The 2,845-nt window shown below is 68.0% G+C and carries 4 protein-coding genes; all 4 read left to right on the top strand.

Annotated elements, in window-relative coordinates; translation table 11 throughout:
- Positions 1-125: 125 nt before the first annotated feature.
- Positions 126-587 (top strand): nuclear transport factor 2 family protein, encoded by a 462-nt coding sequence (locus A5673_RS04935; RefSeq protein WP_068227736.1) that lies wholly within the window; start codon positions 126-128, stop codon positions 585-587.
- Between the two features lie 54 nt (positions 588-641).
- Positions 642-1,736, top strand: coding sequence for a Re/Si-specific NAD(P)(+) transhydrogenase subunit alpha (locus A5673_RS04930; RefSeq protein WP_068227734.1), 1,095 nt, complete (start codon positions 642-644; stop codon positions 1,734-1,736).
- Positions 1,737-2,063: an NAD(P) transhydrogenase subunit alpha gene (locus A5673_RS04925; RefSeq protein ID WP_068227731.1), complete on the top strand. Its 327-nt coding sequence runs from the start codon at positions 1,737-1,739 to the stop codon at positions 2,061-2,063. It abuts the gene before it with no gap.
- A partial coding sequence (locus A5673_RS04920) for an NAD(P)(+) transhydrogenase (Re/Si-specific) subunit beta (RefSeq protein WP_197518295.1) occupies positions 2,060-2,845 on the top strand: 786 nt, incomplete at its 3' end. The genes A5673_RS04925 and A5673_RS04920, both read left to right, overlap by 4 nt.

Genomic DNA, 2,845 nt, shown 5'->3' with positions numbered 1-2,845 from the left:
AAACGGATATCCACTCGGCACGGCAACCTCCCAAATCACGGATGTTGCACTGACCGTATGAATCCACGCGGCGTGTCGCCGCAGGGGTTTATGCGTCGCGATCGCCGTCGAGCACGATGTACGTCATGACCGAGTCCCGCCCCCCGCTACCCCCGTTCACCTACGAAACGGCGATTCAGAAGGTCCAGGCGGCCGAGGACGCCTGGAACACCCGCGATCCCGAACGGGTCAGCCTCGCCTACACGCCCGACTCGCAATGGCGCAACCGCGGCGAACACGTCGTGGGCCGCGCCGAGATCGTCGCGTTCCTGACCCGCAAGTGGCAGCGCGAACTCGACTATTCGCTGCGCAAGAGCCTGTGGGATTTCCACGACAACCGCATCGCCGTGCGGTTCCAGTACGAGTGCCACGATCACAGCGGCCAGTGGTACCGCAGCTACGGCAACGAGTTGTGGGAATTCAGCCCGTCGGGGTTGATGGCGCGCCGCGAGGCCAGCATCAACGACGTCCCGATCGACGAGTCCGAGCGCCGCTACTTCGGCCCGCGCCCGGCGTCGGAGCACGGCCAGGAGATCCCGCTCTGGTGACCGGATAGGGTGTCTGCGGCAAGCCAAAGACATAAGGAAGTGGATGTAGGCGCCATGACAGATGCGCAGACGACGGTGGGGGTGGTCGCCGAGTCCGGGACCGACGAGCGGCGCGTCGCGTTGGTCCCCAAGGCGGTCGCGGCGCTGGTCGACAGCGGTGTGGCGGTGGTGGTCGAGGCGGGCGCGGGCGAGGGCGCGCTGCTTCCCGACGAGCTCTACACCCAAGCGGGGGCCAGCATCGGCGACGCCTGGGCCGCCGGCGTCGTCGTCAAGGTGGCACCGCCGACGGCGGACGAGGTCGGGAGGCTGCACAGCGGGCAGACGCTGATCGGCTTCCTGGCGCCGCGCGATGCCGACAATTCGATCGGCGCGCTCAAGCAAGCCGGTGTGCAGGCGTTCGCGCTGGAGGCCATCCCGCGGATCTCGCGCGCGCAGGTGATGGACGCGCTGTCGTCGCAGGCCAACGTGGCCGGCTACAAGGCCGTGCTGCTGGCGGCCTCCGAATCGACCCGGTTCTTCCCCATGCTGACGACGGCGGCGGGCACCGTGAAGCCGGCCTCCGTGCTGGTGCTCGGCGTCGGGGTCGCCGGGCTGCAGGCGCTCGCCACGGCCAAGCGGCTGGGTGCCCGCACCACCGGCTACGACGTGCGTCCCGAGGTGGCCGACCAGGTGCGTTCGGTGGGCGCGCAGTGGCTGGACGTGGGAATCGAGGCGGCCGGCGAGGGTGGGTACGCCCGCGAGCTGACCGAAGACGAACGGGCCCAGCAACAGAAGCACCTGGAAGACGCGATCAGCGGATTCGACGTGGTGATCACCACCGCGCTCGTCCCGGGCCGGCCCGCGCCACGCCTGGTGACCGCCGCGGCCGTGGAGGCGATGAAGCCGGGCAGCGTCGTGGTCGACCTGGCCGGGGAGACCGGCGGCAACTGCGAGCTCACCGAACCCGGCAAGACGGTGGTCAAGCACGACGTCACCATCGCGTCGCCGCTGAACCTCCCGGCCACCATGCCCGAGCACGCCAGCGAGCTCTACAGCAAGAACATCACCGCGCTGCTGGACCTGTTGATCACCGACGGCAAGCTGGCGCCCGACTTTGACGACGAAGTGATCGCGGAGTCGTGCGTGACCCGCGATCGGAAGGACGCGTAGATGTACGACGAACTGCTGGCGAACCTGGCGATCCTGGTGCTGTCCGGGTTCGTGGGGTTCGCGGTCATCTCCAAGGTGCCCAACACCCTGCACACGCCGCTGATGTCGGGCACCAACGCCATTCACGGCATCGTGGTGCTGGGTGCGCTGGTGGTCTTCGGGGAAGTCGAGCACCCGTCGCTCGCCGTGCAGATCATCCTGTTCGTCGCGGTCGTGTTCGGCACGCTGAACGTCATCGGCGGCTTCATCGTCACCGACCGGATGCTGGGCATGTTCAAGGGCAAAAAACGCGCCCCGGCAAAGGTTGAGGAGCCGGCGGCGAAATGAACTACCTCGTCACCGTTCTCTACATCATCTCGTTCGCGCTCTTCATCTACGGCCTGATGGGCCTCACCGGCCCGAAGACGGCGGTGCGGGGCAACCTGATCGCCGCGGTGGGCATGGCCATCGCGGTCGGTGCGACCCTGATCAAGATCCGGCACACCGAGTCATGGGTGCTCATCATCGCCGGCCTCGTCGTGGGCGTCGCGCTCGGCGTGCCGCCGGCCCGGCTGACGAAGATGACCGCCATGCCGCAGCTGGTGGCGTTCTTCAACGGCGTCGGCGGCGGCACGGTCGCGCTGATCGCGCTGTCGGAATTCATTGAGACGAGCGGCTTTTCGGCGTTCCAGCACGGCGAGTCGCCGACCGTGCACATCGTGGTGGCGTCGCTGTTCGCCGCGATCATCGGGTCGATCTCGTTCTGGGGTTCGATCATCGCGTTCGGCAAGCTGCAGGAGATCATCTCCGGATCACCGATCGGCTTCGGCAAGGCGCAGCAACCGATCAACCTGCTGCTGCTGGCCGGCGCGGTGGCCGCCGCGGTGGTCATCGGCTTGGATGCGCATCCCGGCACCGGCGGGGTGTCGCTGTGGTGGATGGTCGGCCTGCTGGCCGCCGCGGGTGTGCTCGGCCTGATGGTGGTGCTGCCCATCGGCGGCGCCGACATGCCGGTGGTCATCTCGCTGCTGAACGCGATGACCGGGCTGTCGGCCGCCGCGGCCGGTCTGGCGCTGAACAACACCGCGATGATCGTGGCGGGCATGATCGTCGGCGCTTCCGGTTCGATC

Origin of the sequence: Mycobacterium sp. E3198 (assembly GCF_001667015.1) — a bacterium.
In the GTDB taxonomy this organism is placed as follows: domain Bacteria; phylum Actinomycetota; class Actinomycetes; order Mycobacteriales; family Mycobacteriaceae; genus Mycobacterium.
The sequence above is the reverse complement of the archived record's forward strand: the minus strand, read 5'-3'. Positions and strand labels throughout refer to the sequence as shown.